The organism is Lysinibacillus sphaericus (genome assembly GCF_006864135.1).
Lineage (GTDB): Bacteria > Bacillota > Bacilli > Bacillales_A > Planococcaceae > Lysinibacillus.
This window is the reverse complement of the sequence record NZ_SADV01000034.1, coordinates 1-26,362: the sequence shown is the minus strand read 5'-3', so window position 1 is coordinate 26,362 and position 26,362 is coordinate 1. Positions and strand designations below refer to the sequence as shown.

Below are 26,362 nucleotides of genomic sequence, written 5' to 3'. Positions count from 1 at the left end.
TTTTTTTATTTACGAAGAGCGTTCCATAAAGATAATTTTCAATTTTCTTGAACAACAATAAACCACCTTCTCCAAATGAAAGGTGGTTACTGCAAAGATGCTACTTTATTTCACTACATATTTTAATTGATACGAATACATATCTGTTGTATCTCCATTAAGCTCAAAAAGCCCCTGTTTTGCAAGGGTCATTAGGCGTTTCTCCACAAACTCTTCACTTAAATAGTCATCAATTGCACCAAGTGTTTCACCGATGATACGCATCGGTATAAGCCATTCTTCATTTAGTTCGGCATGAGCTCTTTCCGCACATTCCATAATAATTGGATCCAATGCGTCTTCCGCTACATGTACAATTCCATCTTGCCAAATTCGCAGTGTACTATGGTTTTGTTTCAGCTCTTCCCATTCCTTTGCAAGTTGCTGACACTCATCAATAGAAAAGCGCTTTGCCTCAGAACGGAGTTTCATGAGCAAATCTGCTGAAAGTTCACCTGATTGACGAATCCTCAAGTTTGGCTGTACACGCTTTAGGCCCTCTGTAACATCAATCCCATATACCATACTACATTTATTGATCAATTCGCTCATAATAAGACGTAACCCAATCTCTTCATGAGTACTTTGGCTGTACCAAACCCAGACATCGACATCGCACGGTAAACCTGCAATTTTTTTCTTCCATGCCTGTTGAAGATCCTCGTACAACTTACGTTCTTCATTGTCCCTAAAGATATAGGCTTCTAACCAGTGTTTTCGTTCTTCTGCGCTGCTTAGTGGACCAATCGAGAAAATCTCATTGACACTAAGCACTGATTCATCTCGTTGTAAATGATGCTGTCGTATTGCATGCTTTATCGAACCTTGTGTAGATAAGCTAAACGTTATATGTAAAATTGCCATAAATATCCCCCATTTTACTGTTTACTCAGCGCTATTTGTATCCCAATAAAAGTGAAAAGTACGCCTTGAATCATATTTAATCGTTTAGCAATTGCAGGTTTACCAATAATCACCTCCCTTACTTTACCGGCAAAAATGCTAAATAATGAAAATAGCAAAAGCGCTTGTACTAAAAATACAAAACCCAAAATTAACATCTGTAAACTTACATGGCCATTAGAAGGATTTACAAACTGTGGCAATAGTGCTAAGAAAAATAAAGAAACTTTTGGATTTAAAATATTCATTAAAATGCCTTTTCGATATAATGTCATATAGGCTTGTTCATTTTGCTGTCCCAGCGTGAATGGATCACCTTTCGCGCGAAACGATTGCCAAGCTAAATACAATAAATACGCTGCTCCTGCAAACTTAACAATAGAAAAAATAACTGTTGATTGATAAATAATCGCTGAGATTCCTAGAACAGCCGCTCCTATATGAACGAGCAAACCTGTACAAAGACCAAGTGAAGTCGCTATACCAGCCTTTTTATCCTGTGTAATACTTTGCGCAAGAACAAATAAATTATCTGGTCCAGGCATAAATGTTAAAATAATTGCTGCTCCTAAAAACGCCAATAACGTTGAAAACGTCAATACTACCCCTTCTTTCCATAAATAGGCTCATCCACTTAACATATGTTTTAACAAAATGTCACACCCAACTTTCGATAATGAACAATTACTTTTAGAAAAGAACCATTATAATGTGGTTTTATTTCCATTATACTACACGACGATTCCCTTTTTTCTAAATTTTCACAAAAAACATCTAACCAATTATGCTAGCTTAAGCAACACTTTTCTCTTTTCATACATTATAATGAATATTATCATAACGTAAAGGTCGTATTGTTTTGGAGAAAGAGGTGTTATCGATGGCAGTAAGTGATATTGTAAAGCAATATGAAGACGAGCAAGGAAATGTCTATTATAAAATGAAAACACATGATATCGAGGTACAAGCTACACAAAATTCAGGGTTAGCGCCAGTTATTACTTATTTTATGGGTGAAAAAGAGATTACTGATGATATTCGAAGTTTACGTTTTAGCCCTCGCCCTCCCTCAAGTTATATTCAAGATTACGATGAATTTCAAACTATGCTTTATGCTAAAGAACAACGTGCCATCAACGAACTATATGAACAAATGAGTATAAAACCTAAAAATATGTCTTCAGGAAAGCAATTATTATGGAGCTTTTTCGTAATTGTTATAGCGATGCTCCCACTATTAGTCGCAATCTGGTGGTACAATTAAACAAAGTTGTGCTTCCCTCTCAATGTACCTCGATTGTTCAGTATTACCTACTTATTTATTCGAAACTTTTTATTAACATTCCTAATCAGCTTGACAGACTTGTTAAAGTAGTGCATTCTTTATTCAATTACTTTTTGAGGAATGAGATATCATTCAAATTCAATTATAAAAATAAAAGCGGCGAAGACTAGTACGTAGAAACTACTTGATCAGAGAGCGATGCCCATCGGCTGTAAGGCATTGCACAAGAAAGACTAAAGAACCTACTTCGTAATACGTCCTAGCTAAATTAGGCGCAGTCTCAAGCGTTATGAGCAAAGTGGAATGTCAATGACGTTCAATGTAGGTGGTACCACGGAAAGAAAACCTTTTCGTCCTAATTTATTAGGATGAAAAGGTTTTTTTATTTTTAGCGAATCTTAGCAGCTGCTAAAGTTTAAATCATATTGCAAATGTAATGGCGAATTGGAGGTATTGTAATGGAAAGAAAAAGAATCGTCGTCAAAATTGGGAGTAGCTCCTTAACAAATGCAAAAGGTGAAATTGATAAAATACGTTTAATGGACCATGTTCAAGCGATAGCTGAATTAAAAAAAGACGGTCATGAAGTATTACTTGTTTCATCAGGTGCAGTTGCAGCAGGCTTTAAACAGCTAGGGTACCCTTCTCGTCCCGTCACAGTAAAAGGAAAGCAGGCTGCGGCGGCAGTTGGGCAAAGTTTACTTATTCAAATTTACAATGCTCTATTTAGCATTTATGATATTGTACCTGCTCAAATTTTATTAACACGTACTGATTTTTCAAAAAAGGAGCGCTATAAAAATGCCTATGCTACATTTGAAGAATTATTTGAGCGCTCTATACTACCAATCGTTAACGAAAACGATACGGTATCTGTTAGCGAATTAACCTTTGGAGATAACGACATGTTATCGGCACTAGTAAGTGGTCTTGTTCATGCCGATCAGCTCATTATCTTAACAGACATCAATGGTTTGTATAACGCCAATCCAAATAAAAACCCACATGCCAAACGGATCGATCGTTTAACAGAGGTATCTGATGAGATGCTTGGTTTTGCAGACGGTGCAGGCTCGAAGGTCGGTACAGGTGGTATGGAATCCAAATTACTGGCAGCTCGAGCAGCTTTAAATGCAGGTGTCAAAGTGTTTATTGGAACTGGGCACGGTGCAAAAAAGCTTGTCGACATCTTGGAAGGACATGGTGATGGTACGTATGTTGAGCATGATGCGCTTGCTGTTTTAACAAATAATAAACAGTGGATTGCACTCACGGAAGTATCTGGTAAAATTTTTATAGATAGCGGTGCTGAGCATGCCTTATTGGCAAATGGGAAAAGCTTGTTACCCGCTGGTGTATACCGTGTCGAAGGCGACTTCGAAAATGGAGACGTTGTCGAGGTCCACAGTGACAAGGGACTGCTTGGTCGTGGTGAGGTCTTATATTCTTCTCTGGAGTTAGCACATGCGATGGGAAAACGTACAGATGAGTTAGCGAATTATCCTATTGAGGTCATACACCGGGATAAATGGCTAAAAATTCAAACAAATTAAGGAGGAATTCACATGACAAGTGAAGTTCAACAAAAAGGAAAGCTAGCAAAAGCCGCCAGCTATATTTTAAATATTAAAACAACTTGCGAAAAAAATGAGGCTCTCACAAAAATTGCTGAGCAATTAATCATTGACCAAGACACTATCATTGCTGAAAATGCAAAGGATTTAGCTCATGGTGAGAAACAAGGAATGCCTGCTTCTACACTTGATCGCATCATGCTAAACAAAGAACGAGTGGAAGCTATGTCAAGTGCTATTCAGTTACTTATTGAATTAAATGATCCAGTAGGTAGTCTTCTAGAGAGAATAGAAAAAGATAATGGACTATTGATTGAAAAGCGTCAAGTGCCAATTGGCGTTATCGGGATGATTTACGAGGCGCGACCTAATGTGACAGTGGATGCGGCAACATTATCATTGAAAACAGGTAATGCAGTCATTTTACGTGGTAGCTCTTCTGCCAAATTTTCTAATGTAGCACTTGTGGCAAGTATACATCGTGCACTTAGCAAAACGTCTATCCCTGTGGACGCTGTACAATTAATCGAGGATACGAATCGTGAAACTGTCAAAGAATTATTCCATTTAAAAGAATACTTAGATGTATTAATTCCTCGTGGCGGAAAAGCACTTATTGATTTAGTAGTAAATGAAGCCACTGTACCAGTACTAGAGACAGGTGCTGGCAACTGTCATATTTATGTGGACCATTCGGCCGATTACATAAAAACAGAAAAAATTTGTATCAATGCGAAAACGCAACGCCCATCGGTTTGTAATACAGCGGAAAGCTTACTTATTCATCCTGATTGGTTTCAGGAGCACGGTACACAGCTACTAAGTGCTATGCATCAAGCAGGTGTGACAATTATTGGTGATGAAACTGTTTGTCAAGCTCTTGAATTCGCTCAACTAGCAACAGCGGAAGACTATGCAACTGAATATTTAGATTTAAAGATCAGCGTTAAAATTGTGGAAAACGTTTATGAAGCAATCGAACACATTAATAAATACGGCACGAACCACTCCGAAGCCATCATGACTGAGGATCAGTTAGTAGCAGATACGTTCTTAAATAGCGTGGATGCTGCAGCTGTTTATCACAATGCCTCCACTCGCTTCACAGACGGTTTTGAATTTGGCTACGGTGCAGAAATCGGTATTAGTACGCAAAAGTTACACGCCCGTGGTCCAATGGGTTTACCAGCATTAACATCAACAAAGTATTTCATTCACGGTAACGGCCAAATCCGGGAATAATTGTAGAACTAAATGAAGAGTCGACAGCGTATGTCAACTGTCGGCCTTCTTTCCTTAAGATTTGTAGAGGACTGGGGGCGGATGAGGCAGTTTGAAACTAAACCTGCGCAGATTCTTCTATTAGCCGAGCAGTTACTAACTCTACCTAAGCGAAAAACTTTGAAAACGGAGCGGAACGTTAAGTTTCCCCTTTTACAAGCGACAAGAATTATAATAATTTATAGAAAGAAGGTTTTGGTTGAACATTTCAGCAATTATCAAACTAACTGTATCAATGGCCCTTTTTGGCTCGGATTTTTTACCATTCATACTGGCGTACCTGCTACCGAGCTAGTATTTGTTAGATGTATTTGCGCCACCCTCTTTTTAGGAGGAATGTGGCTGATCACAGGTGGTCATAAAACAGAGATATGGGATAAAAAAGAAATATTACGTACACTTCTATGCGGTGTCTTTATTGTCTTAAACTGGGTATTTTTATTTAATGCCTTTGAAGAAATGTCAATTTCCATTGCCATTTCAATCTATAATTTAGCACCTATATTCGTATTAATATTTGGCGCATTGTTTTTAAAAGAAAAGATGACTATTCAAGCATTGCTAGCAACAGTAACCTGCTTTATCGGCAGTATGCTCATTATTGGTTTAAATAATTTTATGTCACTCTCTGAATTTATGAAATCAGGTTTTATTTGGGCATTACTGTCTGCTTTGTTTTACGCGTTTACGATGCTCACAAGTAAAACAATCACAAAGCTTAGCTCCTATGCCTTAACATATATTCAAACTGCAGTCGGAATTATCATACTATTGCCATTTGTTAATTTTTCTTTATTTGAGAGCTTAACGACAACAAACTGGCTATATATTTTAGGAACGGGCTTTATTCATACAGGATTTGTTTACTATTTATTTTTTGATAGTATTCGTAGCCTTTCTACCATTCTAGTTTCAGTATTAGTATTTGTTGACCCGGTTGTGGCTATATTGCTTGATATGCTATTGCTTGATTTTATGCCGAGCTTCATGCAAACAGCTGGTATTGCATTAATTTTTGGTGGCATTTTTTACACAATTTACGTACCGAAGAAAAAGCGTGTGCCTCGTAGCGGAAGCGAGGCGTCAGCTACGGACCCCACCCACCTCTAAAGGTGAAAAGATGGAAAGGTGTGGTTCCTTTTCCGGTGATATCTAAACATCTACTGAAATAAGGAACTCAGTCTAAGTACTTGATAGAACAGTTGTGCTGAGCGACGGCCAAAGTGACGGATTGAGCCGCCAAAGTCGTGGATAGCCTACCAGAGCGACGGAAAGCCCACGTCTTGTAGCAATCTGTGCGAAAGCGAAGCGACAGCAACATTTTATTTAAAGGAGATTTTCCCCGTGAGTAAACTTTATACAATTGGTGAATTATTAATTGATTTTACACCTACTGAACAAAATGCTTCCCTTGCTACAGTTGAGCACTTTACTAAAAATGCTGGTGGGGCTCCTGCCAATGTTGCAGCTGTTTGTGCAAAACTCGAGCAACAAGCTGCCCTCATTACACAGGTAGGTCAGGATGCTTTCGGAGATTTTCTCGTAGAAACGTTAAAAAAAGCCGATGTCGATACGAACTATATTGTTCAAACAGTTAAGGGTGAAACAAGTCTAGCCTTTGTTTCCCTGACAAGTGATGGAGGTCGTGATTTCTTATTTTATCGTCGCCACGCAGCAGACTTACTTTACAACAAAGAACAACTCCCACCTAATTTATTAACAGATCATGATATTGTTCATTTTTGTTCAGTTAATTTAGTGGAAAGCCCTATGAAACATGCACATATGGCATTGATTGAACAGGCCCATCAGGTAGGTAGTCTTGTTTCATTTGATCCCAATGTACGTTTGCCACTATGGAATGATGAGAAGGCATGTCGTCAAACCATTTTGGAATTTTTACCAATGGCTCATATCGTTAAATTGTCCGAGGAGGAACTTGTATTTTTAACAGCGATTGAGGATGAAGAAACAGCAGTCCATTCATTAATTCAAGGGAAAGTACAAGTACTCATAATTACTCGTGGCGCAGAAGGTGCAAGTCTTTATACTAAAAAGCTTCATGTAAAGGTGCCAACTGACAACGTTCATGCGATTGATACTACTGGAGCAGGCGATGCCTTTATAGGAGCATTGTTAGCTATTTTTCTTAGCAAGCAGATTACAGCGATCAATCTAGTCGAATTTTGTAAGGAGCAGGCTATTCCCCTTCTTACTTTTGCAAATCGATATGCAGGAGCTTCGACCGAAAAACATGGTGCCATTGCATCTTACCTTACTAAGTGTGAATTACCATTTAATGACAATATGCTATTTTGAACATTTGGGATGAAAATGGGACTAGGCAGACTTCCTCTTAAATTATGAAAATAAATGACTAACCGACTCAATTAGCATATTAGATTACTTGAAAAGTCCACAAGAAATCGAATAACATAATGGACAACTTCTTCCCCACGATAGCTTCTCAAGCACTGTTGTTAAGGAAATCTAGCAAAAAACAGGCTACTCAAAAAAATAACTTGGGTAGCCTGTTTTATTTGAAGGAGAGGATACACTTGAAATTAGATCATGTTGTTGAAGTTTTACTTGAAAGTCTAAAGAATGATCAATATATTGAAGCTGTATTTTTAAGAGGATCGATGGCTAGAGAGGAGCATGATGAATTTTCAGATATCGATATTTATTGCGTTGTGAATGAAGAAAATGTCGAAGCTTTTTTGCCCAATCGCGTCCAACATATTGAAGCTTATAAGAAAACATGTTTCGTTGATGATATCTATATTATTGCCCCTCAGCTATTAGTCGTATATGAAGATATGATTCATATCGATTTATTTACAGTAACGCTCTCAGAAATAAGTGAAAAAGATGCCATTAAAATATTATTTGATCCAAATGGAATCCTTACAGCTAAACAAAAGAATACTACTTTGTCTTTAACTCCACTCGAATTTCAAGATGCTGTAGATGATACTGTCTGGTATTTGTATCAATATTATTGGAGTGCCCAACGTGGAAATGAGATTTGGAGTGTTCATTTACTGCGTAATAGTTTAGAACACTTCGCCAAAGTACTACTGCATAAATATTGTCCTGAGCGAGCTTTACTTGGACTTAAAACGTTACCTAATTCATTACCCACTGACCCATTACATGAAATAGTTGATATCATGAATTTTTTGAGCCTTGTAACTCATGAGATGGCAGTAAAGAAATTAGTGAACGCCTTCAGCAATGAATCAGATTGGATTTTTGAAAATGTGCCGAATAAAGAGAAAATTAAGCCATTATGGGAAAAAATAAAAGTGCTATTACAGTAAAACAAAATAGCAAACTAACATTGGTTTGCTATTTTTTAAAATGAAAAATAAATACCACTACACCCTATTAAATTGTTTTTTTCATTAAAATATGTGGGATGCCACAATCCATAAATTCTTCACCTTCACGCTTATAGCCTAATTTTTCATAAAAGCCCTCTGCATAGGATTGTGCGTTTAATTTATATTTTGTTAAACCTTTTTCAAGTGCTATTTCCTCTAAACTTTGGATAATCCCTTTTCCTAAACCAAATTTGCGGAATTCTATTAATATACATATACGCTCTAGTTTGCCATAGCCATCTACAACTCGAAGTCTGCCAGTGCCAACAGGTTGTTCGTTATAGTACATAAGAATATGATCACATGCTGCATCTAGTGTGTCGAATTCATCAAATTCTTCTTCCTCAGGCACCTGTTGCTCCTCTATAAAAACTTTTTGACGAATGGCAAATGCTGTTTGTAAATCTTGTTCATCTGTAATTTTTTTCGTGTTCATCTTTATATTCCTCCCCGTTTTTTGCTGTTAGGGACGTACTCTCCGTTGGTAGAACTTTGTTTTCCTCCGCCAGTTGAGCCGTCTACTTCGCCGGTAAAACTGCTTTTTCCGCCGCTAAATTTGGCTATTGCGCCGCTAAAACTTCTTCTTCCGCCGCTAAAGACGCTTTGCAGAACCTTCACCTGTAGATATGAAGTGAAATTTCCTTGCATGGATGATAATATATAGTATAGAGCATTTTTTATTGCAAATACAATAAATTTTTTCGGAGGCAATAAATGAAGGAAATTTTGCGAGATATTGGTGCGATTGCGCGGGCACTTGATTCCATTAGTAATATAGAGTTTAAAGAACTTGATTTAACAAAGGGACAATATTTGTATGTCACTCGCATCTGCGAAAACCCTGGTATTATTCAGGAAAAGGTAGCTGAACTATTGAAGGTAGATCGCACAACAGCCTCCCGAGCAATTCAAAAGTTGGAGACAAAAGGTTTTATCGAAAAGCGTAATGAAATGGGCAATAAGAAAAACAAACAGCTTTTCCCGACAGAGAAAAGTCTCAAGATTTATTCATTGTTAAAGCGAGAAGAAGACTACTCGAATGCTAGAGCATTAAATGGTTTTTCTCCTAAAGAAATTGACAGTATTCATGACTTATTAATACGTATTCGTCAAAATATTGAAACCGATTGGGAATATGTAAAGAAAGGTCATACACGAAATTATTAAAGGCGATTCCATGCGCTTCTAAGCATTTGGGATCGCCTTCCTTTGCGAAGAATAACCTTTTTAGCGATCCATAAATGTCAATTGTGCTCCCACCTTTTCACCAATTTACTGTTGATTGATCAAAAGAATGGTAACGACCTTTATGCTCTGGTGTTTATTTAGAACGAATTGAACGACTAGAAAATATTTTAGGTGCTGATTTTTTGCAGGCCCCACATCGTCTCAATAGGCTTATGATTTATTAAAAAAACAGCACCTGATATTTTACGCTTTTGAACGTGGATCCAAAAATCGCGTAACGCATTACTAAGCATATACAAACCTAATACAAGTATTGTAATGGCGCCAACTTAGCCATTAGGATAGCCTGCTTCTGCTAATAACGCTTTGGCTTTTTCCACATCTCGCTTATACTGATTTTCTAAGCCTTTCTTTTGATAGTCCCCCATCGCTGTGAACTGATTAATGGCAAGGAAATCAGAAAGAATATGTCACAGTTATTTTAGTTTAAGAGATTGCTTTATAATAAATAACAAGAGAAATTGCGCTGTGCAATTTCTCTTGTTGCTTGACTGAAATTAATTATAACTCATCCTCGGTAACTTCATTATTATTTTTATTACCATTGCCTTTACCGTTGCCGTTACCATTCCCTGGCTTTACAACCAACACATCAAATGTTAGTGTGTGTTCACCATACTTTACCTTAATCGTCGTATTACCTTGACCTTTTCCTTTTACAGCCCCTGCTTTCACAGTAGCTATTTTATCATTCTCTACTTCATAGGTTGCAAGCTTTGTAACATCTTTTTCTGTTATTTTACCATCAAAAGTAGTTACTTCAGTAATCTTAACTGGAACTTCTTTACCTATTCTAGTTTCAACCTGAGCTTGGTCAATTTCTAGTGTTACTATTGGCTCTTTTACAACAGGTGCTTTAACTGTAACATTTATAGGTACTTCATTATCACCGTATGAAACAGTAATTGTAGTCGTGCCTTCACCTACTGCAGTTACTAATCCATTTACTATTGTTGCTACATTTTCATTTCCAACAACATAAGTAGCTTTTGAAGTTACGTCTTCCTCTGTTGTATCACCTTTTGCAGGCGTTGACGTTTCTGTTACCGTAAGTTGAGCAGTTTCTCCAGCTGTTAAGTCTAGCTTAGTTGGATTTACAGAAAGTGCTATTACTGGTTCTACTACTTCATTTTCATATATCTTCGCTTCACCAACATTCCCGGCAGCGTCTTTAATGATTACTGATACAGCATTTGTTTCTGCTGTTACTGGGAATGTGAAGCTACCGTCTTGATTTAATTCAAAAGCAACTGGCGCTTGTACTTCGCCTTTTACCGTCAAAATATAGGAAGCTTTTAATTTATCATTTAAATTGTAATTTAAACCGTATAAATATAGCTCTTCATTGTAGTCGATGTACTTATCTTTTACCTGTCCTGTAGCGACACCTTCAGCAACTGAACCAGTAATTTCTGGTTTAGTCGTTTTCACGATAATTGGTCCAACATAATCGGAAACTACTCCTGATGCTGCAAGACCGGTGAAGTCAATTGTATACAGACCATCTGGAATCGTTGTGGCAGGTGCTGTTCCCCATGGTTTATATTGCCCACCAATATTCAGCGTATAAGAGCCTTTTCCTAGCGCAGTACCTGCATGTAGATAACCAATGTAGCCGTCTCCGTATTCTCCTCCTTTAGGATTCATAATATCCCAAAGCTCGATATAGTTAGTTGTTACATCTCCAGTTAATGTGAATGACAGTACAGCTGAGTCTTTCACTCCATCTCCGTTAAAGGATAGATCTGTTTCTGTAATTTTAAAATCTTTAAGTTCAGTTACTGCCGCGCCGCCAAAGTCAGCTGCGAATGGCAATGAAATTTCTGTATCTCCACTGCTGATGTAAATATACCCTAGTATTTCAGAGCCTTTTGGGGCCGTAGCTTGTGAAGCAGTTAATGTAATATTTAATACTTGCTCACCAACTAGATTAAATGTTGGCTGATCGACTGTAACAGTTGCATCACCAAATGTTTTTGTCACATCAATTGATACATTATAATTGCCGCCGTTCCCTTTAATATCTTTTACTAAAACTTGTTTCGTTACAGAAATATCCCGGTCTTTAAGGGATTGGGGACCGAAAGTAACTGTACCTTTCAAGTTTTCTGAAACTGCACCAGTTCCATCTAAAATTGCGCTATCAAGTGCATAGGCAAGAATTTCCGGATGAGCTGCTGCATAAGCATCTACACGTCCTGCACCTTGAGAAAACACATCGTATTTTGTTTTATCTAAAACCTTTGCTGTATTAGAAAGCGCCACTTTTACATCGAACGCGTTCCAATCAGGATTTGCTTGTTTAACTAATGCAACAATACCTGTAATATGCGGTGTTGCCATAGAAGTTCCTGTTTTACGAGCATATGCTTCCCTATAATCTGCAGCAGGGAAATCTTTTTTATACATTGGAATCGTTGACATAATGTTTGTTCCAGGTGCACTTACATCTGGTTTAATATCAAAGTTTGGTGTAGAAGGTCCACGTGAACTTGAAGAGTTTACATCATCTCCCAGTGTCTTTGTGGAAGCAAATTTACTAAAGCTTACTTTTCCAGTTCCGCCTGCTAATGCAGTGCGAATTGCATCGCCATCCGTTTGTGACATATCAAATGTTGGCAGAAAATCAAATGCATCACCAAGGAATGTGCCTGAAATGTTCGGTGCATTCGTTCCACCAGCAAAGTTATGAATAATTGTTGCGACTGCTCCATTTGCCTTTGCATTCGCAATTTTATCAACGAATGCGATACTGCCACGAGAAATCAATGCTACTTTACCTTTTACATTAATTCCTTCGAAGTCTTTTACTTCCCCGTTTCCAGGAACAGCAACTAGGTCAAATTCTCCTTGAAGCTGTGTTACTAAATTTTTCCCAAAAGTCGTTCCCATTAACGGAAGCTGTTTTGTTAAATTGTAGTTGCCAACTGTAACATTCACTTCCCCGTTATACATTGTCTCAGGATTTGATGTGTTACCAACAGCAATTCCTAAACGAGCTGTTGCAGGCGTGCCCATTGTTCCGCGATTTGGACCTTCGTTTCCTGTTGCTATTACTCCGATTGTTCCAGCCATCATTGCATTATTAATAGCGAATGAACCTGCATCCGTTTCAGAGTTAGCTCCCCCGCCAAGTGAAAGGTTGATAACGTCCATTTTTTCTTTTACAGCAGTTTCAATCGCTTTAACAATACCAGATGTAGCTCCACTTCCGTATGCCCCAAGAACACGGTAAGCATAAAGGTCTACTTTTGGAGCAATTCCTTTAATACCGAATTCGTTAGCTCCGATTGCTGCAATTGTTCCAGCAACATGTGTACCGTGAGAAGTATAGAACGAGCTTCCTTTTTCATTAAATTCAGGTGTTCCGACTGGACGCTCCGAAGGCAATGTTTCCGAGGCATCGTTATCTGCCCGAGGCTTCGTGTAAGTTGCTGAATTCGGAATAAAGTTTTTTCCACCTTTGTAAACTCCAACAAACTCGGGGTGATCTACATCAATACCAGTATCTAATACTGCTACTTTTATTCCTTGTCCTTCAATTCCTTCCTTCCAAAGCTGTTCGATGCCAAGGAAAGAATTACTTGTATTCATTCGAGCTTCTAATTGATCTTCCTTATTAAGTTCCGATGATTTCATCGGCTTATCTTCTGATGCGTAAACAATTGCATCAGGTTCGATTAATGTAATTCCTTCTACTGTAAGCAATTTTGGGAGATCATTTGCTTTCACAGTTGCCGCAAAACCGTTTAAAACAGTATCAAATGTGTATCCTTGAGTCATCTGAACTTTTTTAGTAGCTAACTCTTTTTTTACTTCTGCTTGTTGTGCTTTTACATTTGAACGAACTTCATTTTCTCGGGCATTAGAGAATTTTTGGCCTTTGACTTGGCTCATTCCTTGCTCTAGTGCCACAGGCTTTTCAGATAAATGAACGATGACTGCAACATCTTGATTGCCTGATACATTTTGTAAGCTTTCGTGAAGAGTTGGTCCATCTTTAGACAAGCTTAGCTGTTCAGCGATAGCCGCCTTTAGTTGAATGATACTTTCACTTTGACTATCCTGCTTAAATAGTTTCGATTCTTCAGCACTAGCACTCGACAATGGAACCAATAGAGAAAGCACCATAAAGAAGGCTAGAATACTACTTAAGAACTTCGTAAACTTAAACTTTTTCAAATCTCATTTCCTCCTCTGTCTTTAATTGTCACACTTTTCAGTTTAGTGTGATATTTCCAATTTATCACAAGAGAACTAATCCGAATATCCAGATATTTGAATATTCAGAAATATTGATAATTAGTATCAGTTTATCAAATATAGATTAAATCTATCTTCCTAGTAATTTAATAAAAAAGTAGAACTTTCAAACGAAAAAACGACTTACCGTAATTTAGTAATTTTTTGCTTTAGTCGAAGATGAAGATAGCCAAACCAGAAGTAACCAACTTTGAGAAAACAACCTAGTTTTAAAAACATTGTGCTACGACATTTAAGATTTAAGACAAATTGGAACTTACTAAAGAAATGTAGTCATGCAAGCGACTTCCTTTTCGTCATTTTGCCAGCTGGAAAAGTGAAATTTAGGGTAATAAAAAAAAACCAGCGTCTCTGTTGAACTGCATTCATAACAGAGAGCTGGTTTATTTCTTTTATCCACATTATCGGGTCACTATTAAAATTTCTCTTTATTGCTGGCGAGACTCTGTCATTTGCTTCCAAACAGAACCTTTTGCTTCCTCACCCTGTTCGATGCGGGCAATCGCCATTTTTACTTGTAGCTTCACTTCAAACTCTTTATCTTCTGCAGCAGCCTTTAATGCTGCTAATGAATTATCAGTGCCGACCTCATATAAGTACATAGCTGCACGCCAACGAACAAGTTTGTTTTTATCCTGTAATGCTCGTTGCATCATGTCTTCAAATTCCACAAAGCCGAGGTCACTCATACAATCTCCTGCAGTTCGACGGACCGCTGCACTTTTGTCCTGTAATGCCTTTTCCAAATATGGCACGACTGCCACATCTTCAATCATTCCTAAATAAACGGTTGCCAGTCGACGGATAGACATTTGCTCATCTTGTAACGCCAAATCTAAAAGCGGTAAATCATCTAGCTCTGGATCTGCCATTTGGTCAAGCAATTGGAAACGTTTTTCCCATTCTGGTTGCTTAAACTGTTCAATTGTAATTTTTAGTTTAGCTGGCTTCTTAATAGTTTTCTCTGCATCATTAATCGTTGCAACAATCTCCGCTAAACGTTCCTCAGAATATGTCACATCGATTTCTTGTTTTACTGCTTCCGCAATTTCCTCAAGCTCTCCATAACGTACGCCATAGTCGATCCATTTACGTTGGAAAATATAATTTTCATCAACTGCTGTCTCAAGAATTTTATTGAAAGCTTCCACAAAGCGCTCACCACAGCTTACACGGTACTCACGTTGATTATCAAATACCTTTACTTGCAGTGGTACTTGCTTATAAAATTGCACATGAACGTACACTTCACCATAAAATTCATTGGCTACTTGTTCTTTGTTTTCTTCCTGTACGTCTTCACCTAACGCTTTGCGAATGCTTGCTAAAATACCTTCCCATGCATACTTTGCGTTACGCTCAACAGCGAAGAAATCTGCTACATGATAAACACCTTTAACACCTTCGATTGCTAAAATCGCTGCTACTTCACCAGTTGCTTCATCTTTATTATCTTTTGTAAAATTATAGCTTTTGCCAAAAGGTAACTCTGTATCAACGACAATCTTCATAGAATTAGGGCTTGGTGTCGGTTCAATTGTCATAATCTTCATGTCTATCGCTCCTTATCCATTTACGATTTCATCTAAATATGACCATCTTTCAATAAGGTGTTCATATTGTGCATTTAGCTCATCTAGCTTCGCCGTTAATTCCTGTAGCTTTGTAAAATCAGCACCAGCGTTGGCGATACCTTCTTCTGTCTCCATAATCGCTGTCTCTGTCTTTTCTATTTCATCAGCAATTGTTTCCCATTCTTTCTGCTCTTTAAAGGATAACTTTTTCTTGTCCGATTTAGGCTTTTCGGTCTTAGTTTTTTCGACTTTTGGCGACTCTACCTTTACAGCAGCTTCCTGTTCACGCTTTTGTAAATATTCACTGTAAATATCAAGCGTCTCATTAACATGCCCAAGACCATCTAAAATCCACAGCTTTTTTGCAATTCGGTCTAAGAAAAAGCGATCATGGGATATGGTAATAACTACTCCAGGGAAATGTTCGATGAAATCCTCGAGTACACCTAATGTTTCAATATCCAAATCATTTGTAGGCTCATCCAGTAACAGTACGTTTGGTTGCTCCATTAATAATCGTAGTAAATGCAGACGTTTACGCTCACCACCCGATAGTTTACCGATAGGTGTACCGTGTGCATGAAGTGGGAATAAGAAACGTTCCAGCATTTGTGCAGCCGAATAACGTACACCCTCCGCATCTGTGATATCATTGGAAGCTTCTCGGATATATTCAATCATGCGCTCATTTTCATTCATTTTTGGTAAAGTTTGTTTGAAATGCGCTAACTTCACTGTCGAACCAACTAGAATTTCACCAACATCAGGTGTAAGCTCTCCTGATAACATGTTCATTAATGTTGATTTTCCTACACCATTTGCTCCGATAATGCCAATACGATCGCCTTGTTGCAGTAAAAATGAAAAGTTTTCGAGGATTTTTTGATGGCCAAAAGCCTTTGAAATATTTTCAGCCTCTAAAACTTTCCGGCCAAGACGAGTTGTTGCTAGGCCCATGTCAAGAGAAATATCCTCCGTTTTACGCTCTAAGTTATCCTCTAACTGCTCGAAGCGCTGGATACGTGCCTTTTGCTTCGTAGAACGCGCTTTCGCTCCACGACGAATCCATTTTAATTCTGAGCGATAGCGGTTGCGGTCTTTTTGTGCGGAGGCTGCTTTCATTTCCTCACGAATAGCACGTGCTTCTAGATAATCCCCATAATTCCCAGTATGTCGGTATAATGTTTGATCAGCTAGCTCGTAAATATGAGTAGACAGCTCATCTAAGAAGTAACGATCATGGGTAATAAATATAACTGCTCCCTTTAATCGTAACACCATTTCCTGCAGCCACTCTGTAGACTGCACATCTAAATGGTTGGTAGGCTCGTCCAATAAATATAAATCTGCCGGCTCAATTAATACTTTAGCTAAAGCAACACGCTTTTGCTGACCGCCTGACAATGTTAAAACCTCTTTATCAAACAGTTCAATGCCAAGCTTCGTAAGCGCCGTCTTAGCAAGTGCATTGACATCCCAGGCCTGCTCCTCATCCATACGATGCTGCAAGCTAAATAGCGTTTTTTGTAAACTTTCTGAAGTCGGATTTAATGCAAGTGCAGCAACGGTTTCCTCATATTCACGATTCAGTTTTAAAATAGGTGAATCCCCTGCAAACACTGCTTGTAACACAGTTTCTCCACTTTGAAAAGTAGGCTCCTGTGGTAAATAGGCAACACGATATTTATTTGGGCGGTCAACTTCCATTGAATCCGCTTCGATTTCACCAGCTAACATAGAAAGCAAAGTGGATTTACCAGTACCATTAATACCAATTAGCCCAGCTCGCTCCCCTTCATAAATCGTAAATTCAATATTTTGAAAGAGCGTTTTATCGCCCACTGTTTTCGTTAAATTTTGTACTATTAAATGACTCATTACACTTGTCCATCTCTTTCATTAGGTGTTGTTTAGTGTCCATACTACTTTTATATGTAGTTTATTATTGATATCCATTTTTATCATAACACCAAATGACAGGTAAACAAAGGACAACAAACTCTTCTGACCTATCTAAAAACGGATCCTCATCAAAACGTGTGGTATGATCTCCGTTCCGGCTGGGCGCTTTCCAGGGGGCGTCCGATGAGCCGCTTCACTCGCGATGCTCGCTCCAGGGTCTCGGGCCAACACGATGTTGGTCACGAAGGCGTTATCACAGGATGTGATGCTTTTAGCCTTCGTTCCTCTATTGCTAATCCCCAAGGAGTCGCCCAGCCTCCACTCCAATCAACTTATTCACATAGTAGACGTTTTAACAAAAGTCATCCACAACTTTTGGTGATGAACAAAAAACGCTCTCTCATGAATTGCAAATTGAAGAAGAGAGAGTATGTAAAAAAAACGATGTAAAAAACTTCTTAAAAATCCAAAAAAAAATACCCGGATAGAAAATATTTTCTATCCGGATACAGAAGCTAATTATTTCACCAATAACCTAGAAGCTTCCACCATAGTCCTCCTACTATAACAAAAATCAGGATGGTAACTAAGGAAACTACAAATCCAACTGTCCACCATTTCTTTTGGTCAATATACCCTGCACCAAAGAAGACCGGTGCTGGACCAGAACCATAATGAGTAGTGGCGCCAAATAAATTACTAAATGCCGCTAATAATATAGCTGCCAACATAGCAGGTGCTCCCGCTTGCAACATAACAGATAAAAATGCTGCATACATCGCACTAATATGTGCAGTGGAACTCGCAAAGAAATAATGAGAATAGAAATAGACTAAAGCTAATATGACAACAGCCCATATCCAACTATACCCAGATACAAGTCCACCCACTTCATTACTAAACCATGGAATCAGCCCTAGTTTGTTCATAAAAGATGCCATCATAAATAGCGTTGCAAACCAGATTAGTGTATCCCATGCTCCTTCTTCCTTTTTGATATCTGCCCATGTTAATACATCTAACAATAACAGCAAGGAAAGACCTATAAGAGCTGCCGTTGTAGCACTAATGCCTAAGTAATCTCCACCGATCCATAACGACAACACAGCAACAAATACAACGATCATTCGTTTTTCAGAACTTTTCAGTGGACCAAATTCATCCAGCTTCTTTTTAGCGATCGCTGCTGCCTCTGGTGTTTCTTTGATTTGAGGTGGATAGATTTTATAAATAACATAAGGGACAACGATTAAAGCCGTCAATCCAGGGACAATCATAGCCATTGCCCAACCAAACCAAGTAATAGTTACTCCAGCTGAATCACTTGCTAGCTTAACAATTAAAGGATTCGCTGCCATGGCTGTCATAAACATAGCTGATGTTATTAAATTCCCTTGAAAGCCTACCTTTAAAAGAAAGGCCCCCATCTTACGCTCTGTCCCGTCTTCTGGTTTAGATCCGAAAGTATGAGATAATGACTGGATAATTGGGAATATAACACCACCTGCACGAGCTGTATTACTAGGAATAGCCGGTGCCAATATTAGATCACTCGCTAGTAAAGAGTAAGACAGACTCAAGGTTTTTTTCCCAAAAAGACGAACAAATACATAGGCAATTCGTTCCCCTAGTCCCGTTTTTATAAATCCACGAGAAATAAAGAAGGCAATAACAATTAGCCAAATCGTTGAATTACCAAAACCGCTTAATGTCTCTTCAATAGTTAATGTATTTGTTATGGCAATCATAGCCATAGCAATAAATGATATTGCTCCCATTGGCAACGGTTTCGTTATAAAACCAATAATGGTCGCAACAAAAATAGCGAACAAGTGCCACGCTTTTTCATCTACTCCTGAAGGTACTGGACAAAACCAGATAGCCACACCAACAGCAAGGGATATGAAGAAAGGAATCCATTTGACTGCGCTTTTTGCTTCTTTCATGATGTTAAAACTCCTTTGACTGTTACCCCAATGTATTTAAAAGGAGATTTCTCCCACGATCTACTAATTATAATGAAAAATAGACCTAATTCAAGATTCCCTTTGTCGAAAAACATAAGTAATTATATATGCTTTATGTAATGAATGAAAAGATTTTTAACTCATTACTAAGAAAAAAATGATCTTGCTTCAGAAATAATTCCCTTTTTGTTAATATTATTGGGAAAAAGTTACTTTTTTATCAATTCATTAAAGTTAGCCTGTGCACAATCCATTAAAAAGATACACACAGTGTTTATATCAACTTATATGTCGAGAATCAATCCTCTTTCATTTCATACAGTAAAAAAGTTAATTATCTCACGGCCTGTCATTAGAATACAATGTAATCTTCTACAAAGCTCAATTATCCCTCGTAAGCTCTTGGTGATAGGAATGACTATTTCTCAAAAGATTATTTTGAGGTTCTCCCAGAAATATGCAAGCTTAGTAAAAGTGCTGTACTTTGAAAAATACTTTTATCAGTATTTCCATCGCTAGGCAAAGATACCCAAATGTTTAAACATCGTTTAGGTCCTCGTTATGTGATTTTTCAAGCTGATTTCTTAGTATAAGAATTGCTGGATTAATACAAACTGATAGTATTTATCAATCAGGAAATTATAAAAGGAGTATTCACAGATGCCATTTGTCACCATATTTGGAGGGAAAACCTTTGAAGTAGAGGAAGGAAAAAAATTTGTATTAGCTCTTGAAGATAATAATATAAACATTTTGCATCAGTGTGGCGGAATAGCAAAATGTACAACTTGTAGAGTGGAGGTATTAGCTGGTGAATATAAGGACATTTCAAAAATAGAAAAACACGCCTTCGCTATAAAAAATATTGATGAGAATTTATATGAAGACTGTTTAAGGCTATCTTGTCAAATTCGTGTAATAGGAGACATTACTGTTCGGCCTATTTTAATACTGGAAAATACACAGGGCGATAGAGGTCCAAGACCAGCAGATTAACCAAGTATCGATTAATATAATTCAAAAGGCATGGAAGTGGTTGCGCTGCCCGTTAGCTTCCAATGCCTGTTGTTATTTAACTAATATTTTCGTCGCCGTTACTTATCCACAACCTGCTTGGAAAGAAAGGTTTAAAGTCATTCCACCATGAACAATAGAATGATCCCTGTTCCATAACTAGCTTGGGATGAAGCAAGCCATGTTGCTACAGCTGCAATTTCCCCCGGTCTTCCTTTGGATTTTTTCCAGTTATCGCTACCCATTATGGGTTTCTATGAATAATATTATCTGCCATTCGTATCGCAAGTGCAACCGTTGAGTTAGTCGGGTTTGCTGCAGCAAGAAAAGGTATTACACTGTTGTCTGCTACATACAGACCTGAGACACCATGAATTTCTCCATAGGAATTTGTTGCCGAAGTAGATGGGTCGGTACCCATCCGACATGTACAGGATTCATGAACGTCACTTCCTGGTGGCATTAAGGTAGGCTCACCATCTAATGTAACTCCCATCGCAGTAGCAGATTGAATGATTCCCTCACGCATTTGATTAATAACAACCTTATCCCTTTCACTATAAGAAAAATTAACTTGCCCTAGTGGAACACCATATTCGTCTCGTTGGTTAGGATCTAAGAAAACCCTGTTCTCTCTTCGAGGCTCTACCAAACCGAAAGTTGCATAGACAACACTAACTTGGTCAGGAAGTACCTTATCTTCAAACTGTTGGTAAGAAAAATATTGATTAGGACCTAATATTTGTATTTGATAAGGAAATTGCCTTGTTTCACGTTTCAAAATTGCTAAATTACCGATATTCTCTGAGAACTGCTTGCGACTTATTTTTCCCGTACCTAATACAAATGAATGATTAGTTAAATAGCGCCCTATAGCTGGACCATCAATACCGGAATTTAGCAAAATTCGAGGTGTCTCTAATGTACTTGCAGAAACAACCACATTTTTGGCCCGAATAGTGTAAGTTTTTTTGTCTTGTGTTGATGCAACACTTACCCCAACAGTTCTTCCGTTTTGAACCAATACTCGCGTCGTATAAGCATTTAACGCAAGATCAAATGGTCTATCATTGAAGGCATACGCAAGAAATTTGATTGAGCTAAACCATGCGTTAGAGTAAATTTCCCCCATGCGTGGTCCTCTCATATCAATGGCAAGAGGCATATTCGTGGCTTCTAGAATACCACCAGCGTGAAGCCGATTCATAAGAATCCGTTGCATTGAAGAACCATCTGCATAGGATGTTGTACAATTCAAGACACGCTCTGCCATTCTGAAATATACATCTAATTCATCTGGATGCACAGGCCAATTCTGAAGATGAAACTGAGCAGGTCTCGGACAGGCAGCATTCCAAAACAATGTCCTGCCACCCAGTGCAAATGTCAATCTTGCACCTGAAAATTCTGGTAAACTTTCTCCTACAGGAGTAGAATTGTCAGGCCATAGCTGATCGCGCATTCGATCGACATTCATTGTGGGAATATTCAGCGCATGTGAATGAAATAGTTTCGTCCCTTTCTCTAAAATACCGATTTGCTTAGCCCCTTGATGCTTCCACATTTCGCATAAACGGTAAAGCGTTGCCCCACCACCTGCACCACTTCCGACGATTAGAACATCATAGTTCGTATTGGCCATATCCTCCAGCGATTTAGTCGGGATCCAATTATTTGGATAAACCCACATAATACACGTCCTTTCGTGTTAGTCTTTGACATTTAAGTTTATGACTTTCGCTAATTTGATATCACCATTCATTCAAGAACAAAGACCAGGTTTAAAGTGGGTGATGCTCCTATTATTTCTCTTTTTCCTAGAACATAAAGAAAGGCATTGGGAAAGGGAAAATATCTGATAGCTTCCAATGCCAGTTTTTATTTACGCTAGTTTTTAATTAAATCAGCAAGTGCAATCCATGAATTTAACTGTACTGAATGCGGGAATTAATTATATTTTCGTTGCCGTTACCCACGACCTGCTTGAAAAGAAGGATATAAAGTCATTCCACCATCAGCAAATAGAGTGATTCCTGTTACGTAACTAGCCTGGGATGAAGCAAGCCATGCTGCTGTTGCTGCAATCTCCTCTGGTTTTCCGATATAACCCATCGGAACCATACTTTCAACATCTGCACGTTTTTCAGGATCGGCAAATTTCTCAGCATTAATAGGGGTATTAATCGCACCAGGCCCGATATTATTGACACGAATTCCTTTTGGGGCATATTCTAATGCTAATGTTTGTGTCATCAGTTTAATGCCTCCTTTACTAGCAGCATAGTGAACAAACAAAGGCCATGGAATAACTTCGTGAACACTGGACATATTGATTACGGTACCTTTAATATCCTGTTCGACGAAATACTTAATTGCTTCCCTACTTCCTAAAAATGCACCTGTTAAATTCGTATTGATTACTTTATTCCAATCTTCAAGCGGCATTTCATGTGAGGGTACTGGATTTTCTATACCAGCGTTATTAATCATCACATCGAGAGTTCCGAACTTACTCACGGCTGTCTGGACGAGATTGATAACATCACTTTCGACAGACACATCTCCTTTTACAGCTATCGCTTCCCCTCCTGCTTTTTTCACTCCTTCAACAACAGCATTTGCCTCTTTTTCATTTGAGCGAAAATTTACGATAACTTTTGCTTTCTCCTCGCCAAAGCGTAATGCCATTGCTTTTCCCAATCCTGTTGAAGCACCTGTAATAACAATAACTTTTCCCTCTAAATCTGGATACATCTAACGTTCTCCTCCTTATACTTTCGCCATTCCTACCATAAATTCAGCAGCGACATAACAATAATCCCAATGAAAATTACTATAAGTTGTCGTTTTGTTTTTTTCTCACCTATGAAAAAATCTGCCCACCGGGTTTCCACTTTCTTAAAACGTAATAATAATATGGAACGAAGCAAAACTTTTATACCATTGAAAAACGTTACTTTAAAATAAAGAAGAATCCATGTGAACATTCGTTCAAAATGGATTCTTAATATGATGCTATAAAGGTACCGTCAGGAAAATGCAAATTTGCAGCGCACTGCCCGTTTCCGAGATAATTTCCCCATTTCTAACAACGCTTAGAAATCTAGATAAAACGAATTAAACAATAACCAGTCACTGGTTCAATACCGTAACTGGCTATAAATAGTATTTTCTCACTGTTAAAAAATGACATAACATATAATTATTTGTAAAATTTCACTCGATCTTCAAGTGGTTGGAATTCTTTTTCGCCTGGTGTTACCGTTGGATTGCCAAAGGGCATTTGCGCAATGAGCTTCCAATTTTCAGGGATATTCCATTCTTGTTTCACTTTATCATCAATTAATGGATTATAATGTTGTAAAGAAGCTCCTAATCCCTCTGCTTCCAATGCTGCCCACACAACTAATTGGTGCATACCTGATGCTTGATTTGACCAAATTGGAAAGTTCTCAGCATATGCAGCAAATTGCTCTTGAAGCGATTTAACTACAGCCTCATCTTCTAAGAATAAAACTGTGCCATAACCTGCTTTAAAGGAATCCATTTTTTGTTGAGTGCCAGAAAAATCTCTATCTCCAACGACTTTTCTTAATACTTCAGTCGTAATATCCCACAGTTTATTATGTGCCTCACCTGATAATACAACAATACGTGCAGTTTGAGAGTTGAATGCTGACGGGGTATATTTCACAGCAAATTCTACAATTTCTTTAATTTTTTCATCCGATATTTTTACCTCTTTATTAATTCCATAGTAGGTACGTCTTTCTTTAAGTGTAGTGTAAAAATCGTTTATCATCATTTTCCTCCTCTTAAAATAAATAAATGGCACTTTTAACTCCTAAGTCTCCTCACCTAATTACAACAGGAACCACTGGTCATAATGAGCACTGCCATTCGTGATTTTTTAATCTTTTCGACTATGTTCGCTACTTCTTCTACTAATTATAATATTATGATAATAATATGGTATCCAAACAAACGAAAGATTATTCAAAATGTAAAATGTCTTATACAATTTTTTCAAGCATGAGGGTATAATGATGCTCTACTTTTTATGTAGTAAAGGTAACCTAACTTTCACATTTGAATATATCGCAATAACTTACATGTTTTTTCTCCTTCCAAGTAAATGAATCAACATATTAGCCCCAAAAAAATCCGTTATCTATTGAAATAGACAACGGATTTTTTTAGGAGCGTGAGGTATTACTCACCTATTTCATTTTGTAATTGCTCTAAAAACTGTAGCATAAATTGATGGCGCTCTTGAGCCATTTGCTTACCCTTCTCGGTAATCATTAAATCCTTTAGCAATAATAACTTCTCATAAAAATGGGTAACTGAGGATGTATTTTTATTGCGATACTCCTCCTCTGTCATATCATTACGTGCATCCTCTTCCTTATCGTAAAGCTTTCGACCCTTAGCTCCACCATAAGCAAATGTGCGCGCAATACCGATTGCTCCAATCGCATCTAAACGATCTGCATCTCGTACTATTTTTGCTTCCAGAGAAGTTATTTCTAGCTCATTGCCACCATTAAACGATACTTGTGCTATGCAATCTCGAATATGTTGCTTCTTCTTCTCGCTTAATGACAGCTCGGCAATTAGCTTATTTTCTTGCTCCTTACTATCGGTATACTTTTTATCACTAACATCATGCAACAATACAGCAATTTTCACGACCTCTGCATCGGCTTCTGGTTCTGTTTGTAATATCGTTAACGCATTTTGATAAACACGTTCAATATGTTGAAAATCATGACTAGCATCAAATTGCTCGTAAATCCCTCGTACTTTGTCCATTAAATTGTTCATATTTTTAGTTCAGTCCCTTCATCCTTTATTATACGGTATCACTTAGAATAGTTGGTAACCTCTAGGCTTAAAAAAATTGGGAAGTTTTTTCAATTGACTGATTTTACAGAATATTGTATGATAAATGTACAGAACATCTATTTTTGTTCTGTAAGTTTACTATTTCAGTGATGTACAAGAACTATGTTTTGACAGATTAAACAACTTCAGCGGGCTTTACAATTGAATACTGCGTTGAAAGATGACGTGCGTATCGTGAAAACCAATCATCTAAACAAATAAAAGTGAACACTTTCCCTTAGAAATTCTTTGTTTTAACCCGCATAGTGAATGTACATGACGAGATAAGTGAACAAACAATTATCTTATTTTCACGACCGAGAAAGCTTGGAGCATATGTAGCAAGCGTGTGATATTTTTATCATTAATCGACGTTACCTTCTTCTATTCATTATCTTGAATATGTGTGAACGTAACTCCTCCCATTAATGGCAAATAGCATCCCAGTTTCTTGCCAACATTTTGCGAAAAGTCGAATCATCAGAGTTGTGCTAACAAGACTAGAGAATTCTTTTTTAGGCAACGATTTTTCTGAATTTTATTAAAGCCGTAAATGAAGTATTAGAAGGAAGTAGGAACGATAGTTATGTTATGTAATACCAACCCGCTGAAGAAACAATAAAAGCTGCCCATCTTATTTATTGTAGATGATGGCAGCTTTTATTGTTTCTTCAATTCCCATTTTAAAGACATAGATCTCCTCTCTCCCTTTTTTCCTTGCTACTTATTATCCTGTATTCCCCTTCAAAGACATTCCTAAGGAAGAAATTCTGAACACGGGGGATTTTAGGATCATGACGAGCCTTACTAACCTTTTTGTTATTTATCTTCACGATTTTGAATTTGCCTGTTTGCTTTCTTCGATACGCTCCACAGATAAATCTGTTATTTTATGAATAAAATCACTATTATTCTTCGGCATAGTTTTTAGCGGATGTAACTGAAAAAGCTGCCCTTTATAATGAAGTGTACCCTTTGTAAAGGACATTTTGAAAAAAAGCTAGGCAACTTTTTGAAGCTGCTGTCTGTATTTTGCAGG

The 26,362-nt window shown here is 37.8% G+C and carries 19 protein-coding genes and 1 pseudogene; 8 read left to right on the top strand and 12 right to left on the bottom strand.

What is annotated here, in order from left to right; all coding sequences use genetic code 11:
• Positions 1-105 precede the first annotated feature (105 nt).
• A complete protein-coding gene (locus tag C7Y47_RS22780; protein ID WP_142510836.1) occupies positions 106-903 on the bottom strand; it encodes a DUF1835 domain-containing protein in 798 nt (265 codons plus the stop codon).
• A 14-nt stretch (positions 904-917) separates the two neighbouring features.
• Positions 918-1,541, bottom strand: coding sequence for a LysE family translocator (locus C7Y47_RS22775; RefSeq protein WP_142510835.1), 624 nt, complete (start codon positions 1,539-1,541; stop codon positions 918-920).
• Between the two features lie 281 nt (positions 1,542-1,822).
• On the opposite strand from C7Y47_RS22775, the gene C7Y47_RS22770 reads away from it, so the two are divergent.
• The 6 genes from C7Y47_RS22770 to C7Y47_RS22745 all read left to right on the top strand — a co-directional run bounded on the left by C7Y47_RS22770 (position 1,823) and on the right by C7Y47_RS22745 (position 8,405).
• Positions 1,823-2,206: a sodium:proton antiporter gene (locus C7Y47_RS22770; RefSeq protein ID WP_142510834.1), complete on the top strand. Its 384-nt coding sequence runs from the start codon at positions 1,823-1,825 to the stop codon at positions 2,204-2,206.
• Positions 2,207-2,685: 479 nt separating this feature from the next.
• Positions 2,686-3,780: a glutamate 5-kinase gene (gene proB / locus C7Y47_RS22765; RefSeq protein ID WP_142510833.1), complete on the top strand. Its 1,095-nt coding sequence runs from the start codon at positions 2,686-2,688 to the stop codon at positions 3,778-3,780.
• Positions 3,781-3,792: 12 nt separating this feature from the next.
• Positions 3,793-5,043, top strand: coding sequence for a glutamate-5-semialdehyde dehydrogenase (locus C7Y47_RS22760; RefSeq protein WP_142510832.1), 1,251 nt, complete (start codon positions 3,793-3,795; stop codon positions 5,041-5,043).
• Between the two features lie 234 nt (positions 5,044-5,277).
• A complete protein-coding gene (locus C7Y47_RS22755; protein ID WP_436970133.1) occupies positions 5,278-6,192 on the top strand; it encodes a DMT family transporter in 915 nt (304 codons plus the stop codon).
• A gap of 234 nt (positions 6,193-6,426) precedes the next feature.
• The gene (locus tag C7Y47_RS22750) at positions 6,427-7,401 is read left to right on the top strand and encodes a carbohydrate kinase family protein (RefSeq protein ID WP_142510831.1); all 975 of its coding nucleotides are present in this window, start codon (positions 6,427-6,429) and stop codon (positions 7,399-7,401) included.
• A 239-nt stretch (positions 7,402-7,640) separates the two neighbouring features.
• Positions 7,641-8,405 (top strand): aminoglycoside 6-adenylyltransferase, encoded by a 765-nt coding sequence (locus tag C7Y47_RS22745; RefSeq protein WP_185903573.1) that lies wholly within the window; start codon positions 7,641-7,643, stop codon positions 8,403-8,405.
• A 67-nt stretch (positions 8,406-8,472) separates the two neighbouring features.
• Here C7Y47_RS22745 and C7Y47_RS22740 read toward each other — a convergent pair whose 3' ends face one another.
• A complete protein-coding gene (locus tag C7Y47_RS22740; RefSeq protein ID WP_142510829.1) occupies positions 8,473-8,904 on the bottom strand; it encodes a GNAT family N-acetyltransferase in 432 nt (143 codons plus the stop codon).
• Positions 8,905-9,182: 278 nt separating this feature from the next.
• On the opposite strand from C7Y47_RS22740, the gene C7Y47_RS22735 reads away from it, so the two are divergent.
• Complete coding sequence (locus C7Y47_RS22735; RefSeq protein WP_142510828.1) at positions 9,183-9,635, top strand: MarR family winged helix-turn-helix transcriptional regulator; 453 nt, start codon at positions 9,183-9,185, stop codon at positions 9,633-9,635.
• A 582-nt stretch (positions 9,636-10,217) separates the two neighbouring features.
• Here the strand turns inward: C7Y47_RS22735 and C7Y47_RS22730 are convergent.
• From C7Y47_RS22730 to C7Y47_RS22715, 4 genes are all read right to left on the bottom strand, one after another.
• Positions 10,218-13,898: a S8 family serine peptidase gene (locus C7Y47_RS22730; protein WP_142510827.1), complete on the bottom strand. Its 3,681-nt coding sequence runs from the start codon at positions 13,896-13,898 to the stop codon at positions 10,218-10,220.
• 509 nt (positions 13,899-14,407) lie between these two features.
• Positions 14,408-15,532 (bottom strand): conserved virulence factor C family protein, encoded by a 1,125-nt coding sequence (locus tag C7Y47_RS22725; protein WP_142510826.1) that lies wholly within the window; start codon positions 15,530-15,532, stop codon positions 14,408-14,410.
• A gap of 12 nt (positions 15,533-15,544) precedes the next feature.
• Positions 15,545-17,431 carry an ABC-F family ATP-binding cassette domain-containing protein gene (locus C7Y47_RS22720; RefSeq protein WP_142510825.1) on the bottom strand — a complete coding sequence of 629 codons (1,887 nt, stop codon included), beginning with the start codon at positions 17,429-17,431 and terminating at the stop codon, positions 15,545-15,547.
• A gap of 548 nt (positions 17,432-17,979) precedes the next feature.
• Positions 17,980-19,401: an anion permease gene (locus C7Y47_RS22715; protein ID WP_142510824.1), complete on the bottom strand. Its 1,422-nt coding sequence runs from the start codon at positions 19,399-19,401 to the stop codon at positions 17,980-17,982.
• 681 nt (positions 19,402-20,082) lie between these two features.
• Between C7Y47_RS22715 and C7Y47_RS22710 the strand changes: the two genes are divergently transcribed.
• Entirely contained in the window at positions 20,083-20,418 is a 336-nt protein-coding gene (locus C7Y47_RS22710; protein ID WP_142510823.1) for a 2Fe-2S iron-sulfur cluster-binding protein, read from the top strand.
• A gap of 102 nt (positions 20,419-20,520) precedes the next feature.
• Here the strand turns inward: C7Y47_RS22710 and C7Y47_RS26335 are convergent.
• The 5 genes and pseudogenes from C7Y47_RS26335 to C7Y47_RS22685 all read right to left on the bottom strand — a co-directional run.
• Positions 20,521-20,651, bottom strand: a pseudogene (locus C7Y47_RS26335) (glucose-1-dehydrogenase); the annotation flags it as partial.
• 29 nt (positions 20,652-20,680) lie between these two features.
• Complete coding sequence (locus tag C7Y47_RS22700) at positions 20,681-22,126, bottom strand: GMC oxidoreductase (protein ID WP_142510822.1); 1,446 nt, start codon at positions 22,124-22,126, stop codon at positions 20,681-20,683.
• Between the two features lie 278 nt (positions 22,127-22,404).
• On the bottom strand, positions 22,405-23,190 hold the full coding sequence (gene gdh / locus C7Y47_RS22695; RefSeq protein ID WP_142510821.1) for a glucose 1-dehydrogenase: 786 nt from the start codon (positions 23,188-23,190) through the stop codon (positions 22,405-22,407).
• A gap of 448 nt (positions 23,191-23,638) precedes the next feature.
• Positions 23,639-24,238, bottom strand: coding sequence for a nitroreductase family protein (locus C7Y47_RS22690; RefSeq protein ID WP_142510850.1), 600 nt, complete (start codon positions 24,236-24,238; stop codon positions 23,639-23,641).
• Between the two features lie 410 nt (positions 24,239-24,648).
• A complete protein-coding gene (locus tag C7Y47_RS22685) occupies positions 24,649-25,263 on the bottom strand; it encodes an HD domain-containing protein (protein ID WP_142510820.1) in 615 nt (204 codons plus the stop codon).
• Positions 25,264-26,362 lie beyond the last annotated feature (1,099 nt).